This is a genomic window from Streptococcus infantis, assembly GCF_047464415.1.
Taxonomy (GTDB): Bacteria; Bacillota; Bacilli; order Lactobacillales; family Streptococcaceae; genus Streptococcus; species Streptococcus infantis_AE.
The window spans coordinates 18,939-33,265 of sequence record NZ_JASHBX010000009.1; the positions used below are offsets into that span (position 1 = coordinate 18,939).

Here is a 14,327-nt window from a genome sequence, read left to right on the forward strand (position 1 = left end):
ATTCACGGATATTCTACAAAATCTAAAAAGAACTTAACTGTGATTGTTAAGTTCTGTTCTAATTCTGATAAGAAGTGTCGTTCCAGACTAAGAGGTTAAAGTTTTTAAAGTCTTCTGTTTCGACAATAGTCACACTAGCATTTGCTAAACCGCCATCTTTTCTAAGTAGCGGAGTATCATATCCTAGAAGAGTTCGAATACTGGCTGTAAGATTGGCTCCGTGACCAACAATCATGACATGTTCAAAAGATTTGGATTCTAATGATTTGATAAATTGAGTGGTACGCTGAGTTATTTGATAAACAGACTCTGCACCAAACAAAGTCGAATCAAACTTAGCAAGATTGGTACGAAAAGCTTTTAATTGCTCGGGATAGATGGCTTCTAAGGTTGCAAATTTTGCTCCTTCAAGTTTCCCGAGTTGCCATTCTCTTAGAGAGGCTATTTCTACTAAAGGACAACTGACTTTCAGTTGACTTTGGATAATTTGAGCAGAAGTTTTAGCACGAGGAAGATCACTAGAATAAATCACATCAAATGGAGTTTCTTGGAGATACTGCCCCAATTTTTTTAAGATCTCAATGGATTCCTCAAGGAGTGGAGAGTCACCACTTGCTCCTTGAAAACGTCCCTCAAGATTCCAAAGTGTTTTACCGTGACGAATAAAATAGAATTTCATGTGTTACTTGCCTCCAAGATATCTGCAAATTCAGCTTTAACAAAGGTTGCTAGATCTTGAGGGTTTATAATGATACTATGACCTACTTCCCCTGCGGAAACAATCATTTCCTCCAGTTTAATAGCAGTTTGATCGATAAAGATAGGATAGTTATGTTTTTGACGAATCCCAACTGGATTATTGGCACCGTGGATATAGCCTGTTGTTTTTTCCAGGTCTTTTTGTGGAATCATGCTGACTTTCTTATTACCAGAAATCTTAGCCAGTTTCTTTTCAGAAAGATGTTCAGTGATAGGAAGGATGCCGATAATGGGTCCAGTCTTATCCCCCAGAAGTGCTAAAGTCTTAAAAATCTGACTCTTTTCATAACCTTGAGGCATCTCACCTTCCAAGGCATTAATTTGAATACCCGTATGGTTTATTCCTGCCTTGGTTAAAATTTGTTGGACCAAGGTTTTCTTGACTTTTACTTTTTTTGCCATTATTTATACTTATCCTCCAATTGACTCATCCAGATTCCCAACCAAATCCCTAGGGCAAAGAAGAAAGCAATCAGTACATATGAAACAAGTGACAAACCACTGTAACTGATACTTTCAGCATTGCCAGCGTTTGGAATAAGGATCAAAAGTGTACTTGATAGTACAATTCCAATGATAAAATGATACACACGTGAGTGATATAGGCGAAGAGCGTAGTCCATGAATTTTGAAAAGATAATCAGAGTGATAAGAAGTCCAATCCCAATTGGTAAGAAGGTTCCTAACAAATCAAAAGTCTTGAACCCTGTTAACATAGGGCCATAAAGGCCGAGAATCAAGAGAAGATTAGAAGGACTAAGCCCTGGAACCAAAATTCCAAGCGCCAACAAACAACCAGCCAGTGTAAAGTTAAGGAAGCTTGCAGATAGAGAACCAACTACAAAATTCAAGGCGTAGAGGGCAAGACCTGAGATGATGAAGGTTGCCCAAAACCATATGTGGTCAACCTTATCTCTATCAGAATCACGAGTTGATTCTTTGACAAGACTTGGGATGGTACCAATGATAGCTCCAGCAAAACTCCACAATACATAAACTTGATAATTTTCTAAAAGATACTCAATTGGATAAGAGAAAAGTCCGATGCCCAGTAACATCCCAATACCGACAGGAAGGAAAAAGAGCACATCTTCTTTTAAATTCTTAAAAGGATGAGCAAGAAAACGAATCATTCTCTCATAAATTCCCAAGATAGCGGCAAGAACGCCACCAGAAATCCCTGGTAGAATGAAACCTAGGACGATTACAATTCCTTTAATAATTTTTGATAGCCATGATAACATAGAGGTCCTCCGAGATTTATATACTATATAGATAAAAAAGTGATTTAATACTGAAAAATAAAGAAAAGCAAGCAGAAAGCAATGTCTGACTTGCTTATTGTGATAGTGATTAAGGATTTAAAAACAATTTTCTAAAGGTTTCTTCCTTGTTCTTTGATGAAGAAATAAGGTTCAAATCGAGGTGATGTTCAAATCCACCAAGATTTCCATGGGAAGTGTATTGGTGAAGGTCGTAGCTAAGATCTGTTTTTGGAGCACTCTCATAGTGACCTGAGTTGGTTCCATAGGAAGGTATCCAGATAGCCGAGTAATTATCAACGCTGATACTATGTTCCTCCATAAAGTAAACACCAACATAGATACCAATATTTTTTGCACCCAATGAAGCTAATTTAGCACGAAAGGCCTCAACACCCTTGTTCATGTCAGACATAGTCTTGTCTTCAACATCCAACCAATAGTAGCTAGGATTATAGGGAGAAGCAGCGTTATAAAAGGCTTCAGCAGCTTTTTCCATTTCTTCGACATTTTTTCCAGCTACATAGGCATAAACAGCGACTGGAACATTTCGTTTTTGGAATTCAGTGATATGTTCTTTATAAGCCTTATCAACCCCATTTTTGAATGAAGCGTCATTTTCTACAGAAACTTGAGCTCCACTATGAACCCGAACGATCGCACCTGAAATATTTTGAGTTAAGGTATCATAATTAATCTCTGATGGTCTTTGCCAGCCAGAAACATCAATAATCGGCTTGTTGATATTATGTAAAGCTTGAGTTTCTACTTGAACTGGATTTTGCTTTGTTTTGACTGGATGGTCTTCGAACTTGGGTCTATTGATGATTAAAATACCCACGAGAGTAGCTAATACAGTAAAAATAAAAACAGGATTTATTTTCTTTCTCATACTTTTATAGTGTATCGTAAATGGTGAAAAAAATCAAAAAAAAATACTCGAAATCATCTAGAGAATGCGATGTTTTAAAGCATTTGCCCTCTTTTGTGTTTGAAAAAGCAAATTTATGATATAATATAAGGGAATTTCTATAGAAAAGAGAAAAATATGGCAAATTATGCAGTTATTTTAGCAGCGGGTAAAGGTACTCGTATGAAATCAGATCTACCAAAAGTCATGCACAAGGTTGCAGGAATTTCAATGCTTGAGCATGTTTTTCGTAGCGTAGGGGCCATCAATCCTGAAAAAACAGTAACGGTTGTGGGTCATAAGGCAGAACTTGTGGAGCAAGTTTTAGCTGGTCAAACTGATTTTGTAAGACAGTCTGAGCAATTAGGAACTGGTCATGCGGTTATGATGGCAGAGCCAATTCTTGAAGGTCTTTCTGGACAAACATTGGTTATTGCTGGTGATACACCACTCATTACTGGTGAAAGTCTAAAGAACTTGATTGATTTTCACGTAAATCACAAGAACGTAGCTACAATCCTAACTGCAGAAGCTGAAGATCCATTTGGTTATGGGCGTATTGTTCGTAATGAGAATGCTGAAGTGCTTCGTATCGTGGAGCAGAAGGATGCGACTGATTTTGAAAAACAAATCAAGGAAATCAATACAGGAACCTATGTCTTTGATAATGCTCGTCTCTTTGAAGCTTTGAAGAATATCAACACCAACAATGCCCAAGGCGAATACTACATTACCGATGTCATCGGCATTTTCCGTGAAGCTGGAGAAAAAGTCGGAGCCTATACTCTGAAAGACTTTGATGAAAGTCTCGGAGTTAATGACCGTGTTGCCCTTGCGACAGCTGAAGGCATCATGCGTCGTCGTATTAACCAAGCGCATATGGTCAATGGAGTTAGCTTTGTGAATCCCGAAGCGACTTACATTGACATTGATGTTGAGATCGCTCCAGAAGTTCAAATTGAAGCGAATGTAACCCTCAAAGGTTCTAGTAAGATTGGTGCAGGAACTGTTTTGACCAATGGAACTTATATCTTTGATAGCACTATCGGTTCAGGGGCAGTGATTACAAACTCGATGATTGAAGAAAGCACGGTTGCTGATGGTGTTACAGTTGGGCCTTATGCTCATATTCGTCCAGGATCAAGCCTTGCGAAAGATGTGCATATCGGGAACTTTGTTGAAGTCAAAGGTTCAAGCATCGGTGAAAATACAAAAGCTGGTCATTTGACTTATATTGGTAACTGTGAAGTTGGTAGTGATGTCAACTTCGGTGCAGGAACCATCACTGTAAATTACGATGGTCAACACAAGTTTAAAACAACCATTGGTAACAATGTTTTCGTTGGTTCAAATTCAACCATCATTGCTCCAGTAGAACTCGGAGATAACTCTCTTGTTGGGGCAGGTTCAACCATTACTAAGGATGTTCCAGCTGATGCCATTGCTATTGGACGAGGTCGCCAAATTAATAAGGACGAATATGCAACTCGCCTCCCTCACCATCCTAACAATAAATAGGAGCTAACGATGGAATTTGAAGAAAAGACGCTTAGTCGTAAAGAAATTTATAAAGGACCTATTTTTCAGCTAGTTCAAGATCAGGTTGAACTACCTTCTGGAAAAGGTACTGCGCAACGTGATTTGATTTTCCACAATGGGGCAGTTTGCGTTCTTGCAGTTACTCCAGAAAATAAGATTGTCCTTGTTAAACAATATCGCAAGGCAATTGAAAAAGTCTCTTATGAAATTCCTGCAGGTAAGCTTGAAGTAGGTGAAAATGCAGATCCAGAAGCTGCAGCACTTCGTGAATTAGAAGAAGAAGCAGCCTATACTGGTAAATTAAGCCTTCTCTATGATTTTTACTCTGCGATTGGATTTTGTAACGAGCGCTTAAAACTTTACTTGGCAAGTGATTTGACAAAAGTTGAAAATCCTCGTCCTCAGGATGAAGATGAGACTTTAGAGTTACTTGAGGTCAGTCTTGACCAAGCTAAAGAACTGATCCAGTCTGGAGATATTTGTGATGCTAAGACCATCATGGCTATTCAGTACTGGGAATTACAAATAAATAGTGGAGGAACCCATGGGTAAACCTTTATTAACAGATGAAATGATCGAACGTGCCAATCGAGGAGAGGACATCTCAGGTCCTCCCTTGCTAGATGATGAGGAAACTAAGATTTTACCGACTTCTTCGCAAAATTTTGGCTATTCGCGAACCAGAGATCATGGTTTTAGCCAGGATACACTGACCATCGAAGTTGAACCTTCTATTCACAAAAGTCGTCGGATTGAAAATACTAAGAGAAATGTCTTTAATTCTAAATTAAACAAGATTCTTTTTGCAGTTATTTTTCTCTTGATTTTGTTGATTCTAGCAATGAGATTTATTTAAGGGGTCTATCATGAAAATTGGAATTATTGCAGCTATGCCAGAAGAGCTAGTTTACTTGATTCAACACTTGGACGAAGCCAGTGAAGAAAAGGTTCTGGGAAATAGCTATCATACTGGTAAGATTGGTTCTGTTGAGCTTGTACTTGTAGAGAGTGGTATTGGTAAAGTCATGTCTGCGATGAGTGTCGCTATCTTAGCGGATCACTTTCAAGTCGATGCAGTGATTAATACTGGTTCTGCTGGTGCAGTGGCAAGTGGAATCGCAGTAGGGGATGTAGTGATTGCAGACAAGCTTGCCTACCACGATGTTGATGTGACTGCCTTTGGCTATGATTACGGTCAAATGGCTCAACAGCCTCTCTATTTTGAATCAGACAAAAAGTTTATCAGTTTGATTCAAGAGAGTTTGTCTAAACTGGACCAAACTTGGCATTTAGGTTTGATTGCGACAGGAGACAGTTTTGTTGCTGGAGAAGATAAAATCAAAGCGATAAAAGAGTATTTCCCTCAAGTTCTTGCCGTAGAGATGGAAGGGGCAGCTATTGCTCAAGCAGCTTATGCTTTGAACCTTCCTTTCTTAGTCGTTCGTGCCATGAGTGACAATGCCAATCATGAAGCATCCGTTTCCTTTGATGAATTTATCGTAGAAGCAGGACGTCGTTCTGCCCAAGCCCTAATGACGCTTTTGCAGTCTATAAAGGACTAATAGAAGAATTACGAAGAACACTCATCCAGTGTTCTTTTCTTGTCTAATCTCCTAAAGTAATCAGAAGGCTCCTAAGAAAAGTTATTTTCAAACTTTTTTGATATAATAGAAACATTGACTTGAAGAATAAGGAAGAGAAAATGAACGAATTATTAAAGGGAATGAATGACCGTCAAGCCGAGGCCGTTCAAACCACAGAAGGACCCTTGCTGATCATGGCGGGGGCGGGATCTGGTAAGACTCGTGTTTTAACCCACCGTATTGCTTACTTAATTGATGAAAAGATGGTCAACCCATGGAATATCTTGGCCATTACCTTTACCAATAAAGCAGCGCGTGAAATGAAGGAGCGTGCTTATGGACTCAATCCAGCTACTCAGGATTGTTTGATTGCGACCTTCCACTCTATGTGCGTGCGTATCCTACGTCGCGATGCGGATCATATTGGCTACAATCGCAATTTCACGATTGTGGATCCTGGAGAGCAGCGAACGCTCATGAAACGCATCCTCAAGCAGTTAAACTTGGATCCTAAAAAATGGAATGAACGCACTATTTTGGGAACCATTTCCAATGCTAAGAATGATCTGATTGACGATGTTGCTTATGCTGCCCAGGCAGGAGATATGTACACTCAAATTGTAGCAAAGTGTTATACGGCCTATCAGAAAGAACTTCGTCAGTCAGAGTCGGTGGACTTTGATGACTTGATTATGTTGACTCTACGTCTTTTTGATCAAAATCCCGATGTTTTGACTTATTACCAACAGAAGTTCCAGTACATTCATGTTGATGAGTATCAAGATACCAACCATGCTCAGTATCAACTCGTTAAACTCTTGGCTTCTCGTTTCCAAAATATCTGCGTAGTTGGGGATGCTGACCAGTCTATCTACGGTTGGCGTGGTGCTGATATGCAGAATATCTTGGATTTTGAGAAGGATTATCCTAAAGCAAAAGTTGTTTTGTTGGAGGAAAATTACCGCTCAACCAAAACCATCCTCCAAGCAGCTAATGATGTCATCAAAAACAATAAAAATCGTCGTCCTAAGAATCTCTGGACTCAAAATGCGAATGGGGAACAGATTGTCTACTATCGTGCTAATGATGAACAAGACGAGGCTGTCTTTGTTGCTAAAACTATCGATGAACTTGGTCGAAGCCAAAACTTCCTCCACAAGGACTTTGCAGTTCTTTACCGTACTAATGCCCAGTCTCGTACCATTGAAGAAGCTCTGCTCAAGTCTAATATTCCTTATACTATGGTCGGTGGAACTAAGTTCTATAGCCGTAAGGAAATCCGTGATATTATCGCTTATCTGAATCTCATTGCCAATTTGAGTGATAATATCAGTTTTGAGCGGATTATCAATGAACCAAAACGTGGCATTGGACCAGGAACAGTAGAGAAAATCCGTGACTTTGCCAACCTACAAAACATGTCGATGCTTGATGCTTCAGCTAACATCATGTTATCAGGGATTAAAGGTAAGGCAGCCCAGTCAATCTGGGATTTTGCCAATATGATTCTTGATTTGCGGGAGCAACTGGATCAATTAAGCATTACTGAGTTAGTGGAAGCAGTCTTGGAAAAGACAGGCTACGTAGATATTCTCAATGCCCAGGCGACTTTGGAAAGCAAGGCTCGTGTTGAAAATATCGAAGAGTTCCTTTCTGTTACCAAGAACTTTGATGATAATCCAGATAATCAGGAAGAGGAAACTGGCTTGGATAAGCTCAGTCGCTTCTTGAACGATTTGGCCTTGATTGCAGATACAGACTCTGGCAGTCAGGAAACATCAGAAGTAACCCTGATGACGCTCCATGCGGCCAAGGGACTCGAGTTTCCAGTTGTCTTCTTGATTGGAATGGAAGAAAATGTCTTTCCACTTAGTCGTGCAGCAGAGGACGTGGATGAATTGGAAGAAGAACGCCGTCTAGCCTATGTCGGTATCACGCGCGCAGAGAAAATCCTTTATCTAACCAATGCTAACTCACGCTTGCTGTTTGGTCGAACGAACTATAATCGCCCAACACGCTTTATCAATGAGATTAGTTCAGATTTGTTAACTTATCAAGGTTTGGCGCGTCCTGCTAATAGTAGCTTCAAAGCATCCTATAGTAGTGGAGGTGTCGCCTTTGGTCAAGGCATGAGCCTAGCTCAAGCTCTACAAGATCGTAAACGCAACGCAGCTCCAAGATCAATTGAATCAAAAGGACTACCTTTTGGACAGTTTTCAGCTGGTTCTACATCGACTTCTAGTGAGACCAGTTGGTCTATTGGTGATATTGCTCTTCATAAAAAATGGGGCGAAGGAACTGTTCTAGAAGTTTCAGGAAGTGGATCTACTCAGGAATTGAAAATCAATTTCCCAGAAGTCGGCCTCAAAAAACTCCTAGCTAGTGTAGCACCGATTGAGAAAAAGTAAGTTTTAAACGAATAAAATACCCTCTTGAAATAGCAAGAGGGTATTTTTTTGATTCTCTTATCACAAGATTGTGATAGTTTACAAGTTTTTAACAAATAGCTTTTTAAACTTCACTATCTAAAAAATAGTGTATAATTGAAAATGTTTTTGAAAGGAGAAGAAAATGAGTGAAAAACAAATGAAAACATTAGGTTGGATTGCAACCTTTATGTCTGTTATGATGTATATCTCATATATTCCACAAATTATGAACAACCTTGCGGGTCAAAAAGGAAACTTTATCCAACCAGCAGTAGCTGCAATTAACTGCAGTCTCTGGGTTTACTACGGTCTCTTTAAAAAAGAACGTGATATTCCTTTGGCAGCAGCTAATGCACCAGGTATTGTTTTTGGACTTATTACCGCATTGACAGCTTTATTCTAAAACATAAAGTAAACTCTTCTTCATATCTAGTTATGAGGGAGAGTTTTTCTTTATCCGAAATTCCTAAAAAAACATGATATAATACTATTAGAAAGGTTGGTGTTTATGGCTAGAATACTTATCATTGAAGATAATAATGAGATTCAAGAAATTTTGAAAACTCTTCTTTCTAAGGAACACGAGGTGATTCAAGCTTTTTCTGGTACTGAAGGAATGATTCGATTTGAGCAAGGGGGCATTGATCTAATCTTGTTAGATATTATGCTTCCTGGAAAAAATGGCGATCAGGTTTTAAAAGCCATTAGACAAGCTAGTTCAGTTCCTGTCATCATGCTAACTGCCCTAAGCGATAAAAAGCTCATCAGTCAATATCTCTTAGATGGTGCTAATGATTATATTGTAAAGCCTTTTGATTTGGATGAAGTTTTTGCTAGGGTTACGGTTCAATTACGTCAAAATAGTGATAAGCAACCAGTTGAAATCGAGAATCCTGACAAGTTGATTCAACAGTTAAAAAATATTCAATTTGATGCAGATAGTTTTGCAATCAAAAATAGCCAGGAAACTATTCGCCTAGCTAAGAAAGAATGTTTGATACTCCAAACCTTACTGGGACATCCTAAGAAGATTTTCACGAAAGAAGAACTCTATGAATTGGTCTGGGAGGATACTTATTTACCAGGCGACAATACTCTAAACACTCATTTAAGTAATCTCCGTAAAAAATTAGGCCAACTGGATCCAGAGCAAGAGTATATTGAAACTATCTGGGGAGTTGGTGTTCGGTTAAAAGGAGTTGAGCAATGATCTACATTTTACTATCTTTGCTAGTGCTGGTCATTATCCTATTGACCATATGGTTGATTCGCTATCATTTAGCACTCGTTAACTTGAGCCAACAGATTGAAGATAAGATTCTGACTGGAAGTATGAAGAGAATCGGAGTGTCAACTTTCTCCAAGGATTTTTTACATCTTTCCCAGCAAATCAGTCATCTTTTTCAAGAAGTTGAGCAGTCACGCTTGATTATGAAACGTGAAAAGCAGACTTTAGACATGGCTATTAGCAATATTGCACATGATATTCGGACGCCTTTAACGATTGCGTCGGGTTATACTCAGCAATTGCTTAAAACAGAAAATCCTGAGTCTGAGAGTTTGAAAAAAATTGCCCATCATCTCAATCAAGTTTCAAAACGGCTAGAGGCTCTTTTGGACTATCGTCGGTTAATGGAAGGAGCAGTTAAACCTGACTTATCTGAGTTAGAAGTCTCGACATTTATGACGCAAAAATTGCTAACCTATTATGATTCTTTTCAAACGGCAAAGATTGACCTTGATTTGCAAGTAGAACCTGGTTTGTATTTACTGACAGATTCGGATTTATTAGACCGTATGTTGCAAAATCTCGTTGGCAATGTTCTAAAACATGGTAAGAATGAAGCAAGATTTTCTTTGGCGGAAGTGGACAATCACATTTGTTTGGAGATTGCTAATCTTGTCAAACAACCCATTCGCAAAATTGAAAATCTAAGTCAACGATTTTACTCTGAAAATCTCTCAGATACAGAGGAATCCTCTGGTTTAGGTCTTTATATTACTGAAGAACTATCTCATCTTCTAGGAGCAGAACTGCAACTAAGTACAGATGGTGCTTGGTTTACAGTTAAGATTCTCTTTTAAAACAAGAAACCTCCTCTTTTTGAATAGAGGAGGTCATTTTTATAAGCTTTTCTTTTTGAAAACAGCTAGTCCACTAATGGTAAAGAATAGAATAACAGTTACTGTAACGATAATGGTGTAAAGAACAGCCTGACTATAGGCAGTCATGGCATAGGCAACATTCAAGGACAAATAGCGTAAAATCTCGATATCTGGAAAGATTAGCATCGGCGTTGAAAGCAAGATAGAACTGATTAAATAGCCAATGAAAACAGCCAGATAAGAATGCGTCACATAGAGAATGAAAGAAATAATGGATAGCCAAGCAAGAAGGCAGAGGAATTGAAGGCCGATCGTTAGAAGGAGATTGCCAATAAATCCTTCTGGCATCGTTCCTACCCCATTTAGGATAGTTGCTGGTACGAAAGCAATAACTAGGCTAATAAGAATTTGCATTAGAGCGATACTGGCTAATACAACAGATTTGGCTAGGAAGAATTCTGTACGAGAAACCCCTACTGTCAAACTGTTTTTATAGAGTTTTCCGATAAGGTCAACTCCCAGAACGAGGCAAGCAAGGATAATACAGAGAAAAACGAGGTTTGAACCTTGACTAGATGCGTTAATCAGGGCTTGCACACCATTCCAACCTTGGGTTGGAATTTCTGATTCTGGGGACGTTGTATTAACTGACATTAGATGTCCTGTAGCCCCAATAGTAGCTCCCATTAACATGAGTGCAAAGAGAACAATCTCTGTAATCCAAAAACCTTTGGAACGGAAAAGACGGTAAAAGTCTGCTTGAATTGTATGAATCATGATCTTCCTCCTATTTTACTAATTGTGTGAAGTATTCTTCAAGATTTTGACGAGCATAGTAAATCTCATCAACAGCGACATCTGCTAGAGTAAGTTCTTTGAGAATTCGTTTGACATCTTGTTCATGACTAAAAATATGAATCTCATTTTCTGAATTCACAACTTTAAACTCAAGACGCACTTTGTCTTTTAAGATTTGACTAGCTTTTTCTTTTTCGATTGTTTTTAGGACGATATAGTCTTCATTGAGTGTCTCAAATTCGGCCTTACTGATTTCTCGAATGATCTTCCCTTGGTCAAGGATTCCAAATCGATTGGCAACGAGATAGAGTTCTGACAAGATATGACTAGAGATGAGAATGGTCATTCCTAGTTCTTGATTCAGACGTTGAATCATTTGACGAAATTCTTTGATACCGATTGGGTCGAGACCATTGATGGGTTCATCAAGGATGAGAAAGTCTGGTTTTGATAGGAGAGCGATAGCAATACCTAGACGTTGTTTCATCCCAAGAGAGAAATCTCGAAAAACTTTTCTACCTGTATTTGTTAACCCTACATACTTTAATGTTTCCTGAATGACTTGATCAGCATTTGGGATATGTCGAATAGTACAATAATATTTAAGATTTTGATAGGCCGTTAAATGATTATGAGCTACTGGAGATTCAATGACTGAACCTACTCGAGATAGGGCTTTTGTGCATTCCTTATATCCTTGACTGGAAAAGAGGGAAATAGTTCCATGATCAGCAGCTAATAATTGAGTAATAATTTTAATCAGAGTGGTTTTACCAGCACCATTCTTTCCGATAAGCCCATAGATATCTCCTTCTTTTACTGAGAGATTAAGGTCTTGTAGAATAGGTTGTTTGCCAAATTGTTTGGACAAGCCATGGATTTCGAGGACTGTTTTCATAGTTTTCTCCTTTAACCTTTAATACTCAATGAAAATCAAAGAGCAAACTAGAAAGCGAGCCGCAGGCTGTACTTGAGTACGGCAAGGCGAAGCTGACGTGGTTTGAATTTGATTTTCGAAGAGTATAAGATGTTTTATTTTTATAATTCTAGTATAAAGCATAGATATCAAAGAATCGTCAAGCATTTCTAAAGTGTTTCTAAAGTTTTTAAGTTTCTAAAAAATAAAAAGCCCAGTTGGCTAAAAATGCTAGTTGACTGGGCTTATATTCTACAAAATATATTCTTCAATAGCGCGTGCAACACCATCTTCTTCATTGCTGGCAGTTACGGCATCCGCGAGAGATTTGACATAGTCGCTAGCATTTCCCATGGCAATCCCAAGCCCTGCAAACTCTAACATCTCAATATCGTTATTGGCATCCCCCATTGCCATGATTTCAGAAGGTTGAATATTCAAAATATCAGCCAAGCGAGAAAGAGCAGAAGCCTTGGTTGTGCCAAGTGGCATCGCTTCATAGATAACAGGTTGAGAACGAACTCCGCTAAAACGTTGACAAAGTTCTTCAGCAAATCGTTGTTCAAAATCATCTGTTTGTTCTTTTGTACCTAAGAACATACCTTGGAACATACGGTACTTACCACTAGTGGCTTCCTCAAGTGAGATTTCGGTCAGGTCAGCAAAGACAAGTGTCGCATCATATTGAACGATAGGATTTGGTTTGCCTCCGAGAACGAAGTAGTGTTTTTCATCAAAGAGAGTCAACTGGACCTCACTCTTTTCAGCAAGGTCATTCAGATATTCAATATCAGATTTGCTAAGTTCTCGCCAGTCAACAAGACCCCAGTCACTAGTTTGGTGGGTCGAACATCCATTGTTGACGATGACGTATTCATTCTGCAAATCGAGGCCTAGTTTCTTATAGTAGGGAAGAACTCCAAAGAGAGGGCGACCAGTACAAAGAACCAATTTGACGCCTTTGTCGATAGCCTTATGGATGGCATCAATATGAGCCTGAGGGATTTCCTTGGCTTCGTTGAGTAGAGTTCCATCCATATCAAGGGCAAGTAGTTTAATCATAGTAGTTCCTTTTCACGTGTTTTGTCTATATTATAGCATAATTTAGTGGAAATAAGGATTACTATGTCAATTTAGGACGTTTCAATTACAATTCATGATTTGAAGAAGCTTTTTGGCAAATATATGCTATACTAAACTTGCAATGTATTAGAGGTTATAGAGATAATGGATAAAAAAGCAGAGGTCTTATCATGAAAAGAAGAACAGTACAGATTTTACTAGCCTTGTTGGTAATCATTTATAGGAAGACATGGTTTTGGTGGATTTTTAATCATTTTGCAGGTAGGCTTGTACCTGCTAGTAGAGAATTTTTTCAAATTCTTGCTTTTTTAGAGCTCATCGTTACTTTTATAGCTATTCTTTATTTACTAGTATTCGAAGGTAGGAAAATTCTTGAGTTGAAGTGGAAATGGAGATATCCAGTTTATTTGCTTCTTGCTTATGGAGTCAATCATCTTTCAGGTATTGTGTTTTCCTTTTTAACCCCAGCAACGTCCAATCAAATGGCTTTAAATGAATTAGTTGAGATGACAGGGAGACAAGAGTTACTATATTTATTGCTTATTACTTGTCTGCTAGGACCAATTACAGAAGAATTGGTTTATCGAGGAGTTCTCATGAATACATTTTTGAAAGATTCACCTTGGTATGGAGATGTTTTACTATCAGCCTGTGTATTTGGCTATGTGCATGTTGCTGATGGTATAACACCACTTGCCTTTTTCACCTATGCAAGTGGAGGAGCGATTGTAGCATTCCTCTACCGAAAAACTCACTCTCTCTATTATCCTATTTTGCTCCATCTCATGATTAACATTGCTGCATTTTGGGAATTATGGGTAAATCTATTTTCAGGAAGCTAGTGCTTATCAATCAATGCCGGAAATTTCCGGTATTTTACTTTTTATCAGTAGTTTAAGAACTCTCTATTTATAGGATTAGCAGTCAAAAAATGGTATAATG

At 38.5% G+C, this 14,327-nt stretch carries 16 protein-coding genes; 9 read left to right on the forward strand and 7 right to left on the reverse strand.

Annotation, left to right across the window (positions count from 1 at the left end; genetic code table 11):
- Positions 1–58: 58 nt before the first annotated feature.
- From QM460_RS06420 to QM460_RS06435, 4 genes are all read right to left on the reverse strand, one after another.
- Positions 59–679: a histidine phosphatase family protein gene (locus tag QM460_RS06420; protein WP_414289576.1), complete on the reverse strand. Its 621-nt coding sequence runs from the start codon at positions 677–679 to the stop codon at positions 59–61.
- The gene (locus QM460_RS06425) at positions 676–1,161 is read right to left on the reverse strand and encodes an aminoacyl-tRNA deacylase (protein ID WP_049526115.1); all 486 of its coding nucleotides are present in this window, start codon (positions 1,159–1,161) and stop codon (positions 676–678) included. Before QM460_RS06425 ends, QM460_RS06420 begins: the two co-directional genes overlap by 4 nt.
- Entirely contained in the window at positions 1,161–2,003 is an 843-nt protein-coding gene (locus QM460_RS06430) for a DUF368 domain-containing protein (protein ID WP_414289577.1), read from the reverse strand. Before QM460_RS06430 ends, QM460_RS06425 begins: the two co-directional genes overlap by 1 nt.
- A gap of 109 nt (positions 2,004–2,112) precedes the next feature.
- The gene (locus QM460_RS06435; protein ID WP_414289578.1) at positions 2,113–2,913 is read right to left on the reverse strand and encodes a glycoside hydrolase family 25 protein; all 801 of its coding nucleotides are present in this window, start codon (positions 2,911–2,913) and stop codon (positions 2,113–2,115) included.
- A gap of 156 nt (positions 2,914–3,069) precedes the next feature.
- Here QM460_RS06435 and glmU point away from each other — a divergent pair, with 156 nt between their 5' ends.
- The 8 genes from glmU to QM460_RS06475 all read left to right on the forward strand — a co-directional run bounded on the left by glmU (position 3,070) and on the right by QM460_RS06475 (position 10,567).
- On the forward strand, positions 3,070–4,449 hold the full coding sequence (glmU, locus tag QM460_RS06440; protein ID WP_414289579.1) for a bifunctional UDP-N-acetylglucosamine diphosphorylase/glucosamine-1-phosphate N-acetyltransferase GlmU: 1,380 nt from the start codon (positions 3,070–3,072) through the stop codon (positions 4,447–4,449).
- Between the two features lie 9 nt (positions 4,450–4,458).
- Positions 4,459–5,022 carry an NUDIX hydrolase gene (locus tag QM460_RS06445; protein ID WP_414289580.1) on the forward strand — a complete coding sequence of 188 codons (564 nt, stop codon included), beginning with the start codon at positions 4,459–4,461 and terminating at the stop codon, positions 5,020–5,022.
- Positions 5,015–5,326, forward strand: coding sequence for a cell wall synthase accessory phosphoprotein MacP (macP, locus tag QM460_RS06450; protein ID WP_060955683.1), 312 nt, complete (start codon positions 5,015–5,017; stop codon positions 5,324–5,326). Before QM460_RS06445 ends, macP begins: the two co-directional genes overlap by 8 nt.
- Positions 5,327–5,336: 10 nt before the next feature.
- A complete protein-coding gene (locus QM460_RS06455; RefSeq protein WP_414289581.1) occupies positions 5,337–6,032 on the forward strand; it encodes a 5'-methylthioadenosine/adenosylhomocysteine nucleosidase in 696 nt (231 codons plus the stop codon).
- 140 nt (positions 6,033–6,172) lie between these two features.
- The gene (pcrA, locus tag QM460_RS06460; RefSeq protein ID WP_414289582.1) at positions 6,173–8,461 is read left to right on the forward strand and encodes a DNA helicase PcrA; all 2,289 of its coding nucleotides are present in this window, start codon (positions 6,173–6,175) and stop codon (positions 8,459–8,461) included.
- Between the two features lie 163 nt (positions 8,462–8,624).
- Positions 8,625–8,885, forward strand: coding sequence for a SemiSWEET family transporter (locus tag QM460_RS06465; RefSeq protein WP_414289583.1), 261 nt, complete (start codon positions 8,625–8,627; stop codon positions 8,883–8,885).
- Positions 8,886–8,990: 105 nt separating this feature from the next.
- On the forward strand, positions 8,991–9,692 hold the full coding sequence (locus tag QM460_RS06470) for a response regulator transcription factor (protein ID WP_414289584.1): 702 nt from the start codon (positions 8,991–8,993) through the stop codon (positions 9,690–9,692).
- Positions 9,689–10,567 (forward strand): sensor histidine kinase, encoded by an 879-nt coding sequence (locus QM460_RS06475; RefSeq protein ID WP_414289585.1) that lies wholly within the window; start codon positions 9,689–9,691, stop codon positions 10,565–10,567. The genes QM460_RS06470 and QM460_RS06475 overlap by 4 nt, the downstream gene beginning before the upstream one ends.
- 39 nt (positions 10,568–10,606) lie before the next feature.
- Here QM460_RS06475 and QM460_RS06480 read toward each other — a convergent pair whose 3' ends face one another.
- From QM460_RS06480 to QM460_RS06490, 3 genes are all read right to left on the reverse strand, one after another.
- On the reverse strand, positions 10,607–11,365 hold the full coding sequence (locus tag QM460_RS06480; RefSeq protein WP_414289586.1) for an ABC transporter permease: 759 nt from the start codon (positions 11,363–11,365) through the stop codon (positions 10,607–10,609).
- Positions 11,366–11,375: 10 nt separating this feature from the next.
- Positions 11,376–12,284, reverse strand: a complete 909-nt coding sequence (locus tag QM460_RS06485) for an ATP-binding cassette domain-containing protein (RefSeq protein WP_414289587.1) — start codon at positions 12,282–12,284, stop codon at positions 11,376–11,378.
- A 270-nt stretch (positions 12,285–12,554) separates the two neighbouring features.
- The gene (locus QM460_RS06490; RefSeq protein ID WP_414289588.1) at positions 12,555–13,364 is read right to left on the reverse strand and encodes a Cof-type HAD-IIB family hydrolase; all 810 of its coding nucleotides are present in this window, start codon (positions 13,362–13,364) and stop codon (positions 12,555–12,557) included.
- Between the two features lie 191 nt (positions 13,365–13,555).
- Here QM460_RS06490 and QM460_RS06495 point away from each other — a divergent pair, with 191 nt between their 5' ends.
- The gene (locus QM460_RS06495) at positions 13,556–14,227 is read left to right on the forward strand and encodes a lysostaphin resistance A-like protein (RefSeq protein ID WP_414289589.1); all 672 of its coding nucleotides are present in this window, start codon (positions 13,556–13,558) and stop codon (positions 14,225–14,227) included.
- Positions 14,228–14,327: the final 100 nt, after the last annotated feature.

Bases quoted from the DNA above. Each gene is read 5' to 3' on its own strand.
- QM460_RS06420 (WP_414289576.1), bottom strand. From the start codon at position 679: ATGAAATTCTATTTTATTCGTCACGGTAAAACACTTTGGAATCTTGAG.
- QM460_RS06425 (WP_049526115.1), bottom strand. From the start codon at position 1,161: ATGGCAAAAAAAGTAAAAGTCAAGAAAACCTTGGTCCAACAAATTTTA.
- QM460_RS06430 (WP_414289577.1), bottom strand. From the start codon at position 2,003: ATGTTATCATGGCTATCAAAAATTATTAAAGGAATTGTAATCGTCCTA.
- QM460_RS06435 (WP_414289578.1), bottom strand. From the start codon at position 2,913: ATGAGAAAGAAAATAAATCCTGTTTTTATTTTTACTGTATTAGCTACT.
- glmU (WP_414289579.1), top strand. From the start codon at position 3,070: ATGGCAAATTATGCAGTTATTTTAGCAGCGGGTAAAGGTACTCGTATG.
- QM460_RS06445 (WP_414289580.1), top strand. From the start codon at position 4,459: ATGGAATTTGAAGAAAAGACGCTTAGTCGTAAAGAAATTTATAAAGGA.
- macP (WP_060955683.1), top strand. From the start codon at position 5,015: ATGGGTAAACCTTTATTAACAGATGAAATGATCGAACGTGCCAATCGA.
- QM460_RS06455 (WP_414289581.1), top strand. From the start codon at position 5,337: ATGAAAATTGGAATTATTGCAGCTATGCCAGAAGAGCTAGTTTACTTG.
- pcrA (WP_414289582.1), top strand. From the start codon at position 6,173: ATGAACGAATTATTAAAGGGAATGAATGACCGTCAAGCCGAGGCCGTT.
- QM460_RS06465 (WP_414289583.1), top strand. From the start codon at position 8,625: ATGAGTGAAAAACAAATGAAAACATTAGGTTGGATTGCAACCTTTATG.
- QM460_RS06470 (WP_414289584.1), top strand. From the start codon at position 8,991: ATGGCTAGAATACTTATCATTGAAGATAATAATGAGATTCAAGAAATT.
- QM460_RS06475 (WP_414289585.1), top strand. From the start codon at position 9,689: ATGATCTACATTTTACTATCTTTGCTAGTGCTGGTCATTATCCTATTG.
- QM460_RS06480 (WP_414289586.1), bottom strand. From the start codon at position 11,365: ATGATTCATACAATTCAAGCAGACTTTTACCGTCTTTTCCGTTCCAAA.
- QM460_RS06485 (WP_414289587.1), bottom strand. From the start codon at position 12,284: ATGAAAACAGTCCTCGAAATCCATGGCTTGTCCAAACAATTTGGCAAA.
- QM460_RS06490 (WP_414289588.1), bottom strand. From the start codon at position 13,364: ATGATTAAACTACTTGCCCTTGATATGGATGGAACTCTACTCAACGAA.
- QM460_RS06495 (WP_414289589.1), top strand. From the start codon at position 13,556: ATGAAAAGAAGAACAGTACAGATTTTACTAGCCTTGTTGGTAATCATT.